Origin of the sequence: Flagellimonas aequoris, from assembly GCF_003584165.1 — a bacterium.
Classification (GTDB): domain Bacteria; phylum Bacteroidota; class Bacteroidia; order Flavobacteriales; family Flavobacteriaceae; genus Flagellimonas; species Flagellimonas aequoris.
Genome location: NZ_QXFJ01000006.1, coordinates 1 through 367 on the forward strand (window position 1 = coordinate 1; position 367 = coordinate 367).

1 protein-coding gene is annotated in these 367 nt (G+C 67.0%); it reads right to left on the reverse strand.

What is annotated here, in order from left to right; translation table 11 throughout:
* On the reverse strand, positions 1 to 367 hold a 367-nt coding region (locus D2U88_RS19440; protein ID WP_220473466.1), incomplete at both ends, for a rolling circle replication-associated protein.

Sequence of the window (367 nt, forward strand, 5' to 3'; positions counted from 1 at the left end):
GTTGACCGGCTCCTGTAGTGGCCAGTCGCCGCCATAGCCCCAGACCCGGCCCGTTTTCTCCTGCCATCCGGTCGGCATGTTGTCGCCGCTGCGCTGGTAGTGCTTCACGCCCCGTGCTGCGTGCTTCGACAGGTACTGAAACCAGCCCACAGGGCCGTCTATGGGCTTCGCGTGCTGCCCCTTTGCCCCGGCCCCATATTCCGCCGCGAGCGCGAGCCACGCCTCTATGGGGTCGCTGAGGCGGTACTTATCGGGCCACCAGATAGCGACGTGCAGGTGCGGGACGCCGCGGCGCTGCCATTCGGTCACCCAGTGGATGCGAACCATACCGGCACGCCTCATGCGCTCCTGCCATGCCTTGCGGAGG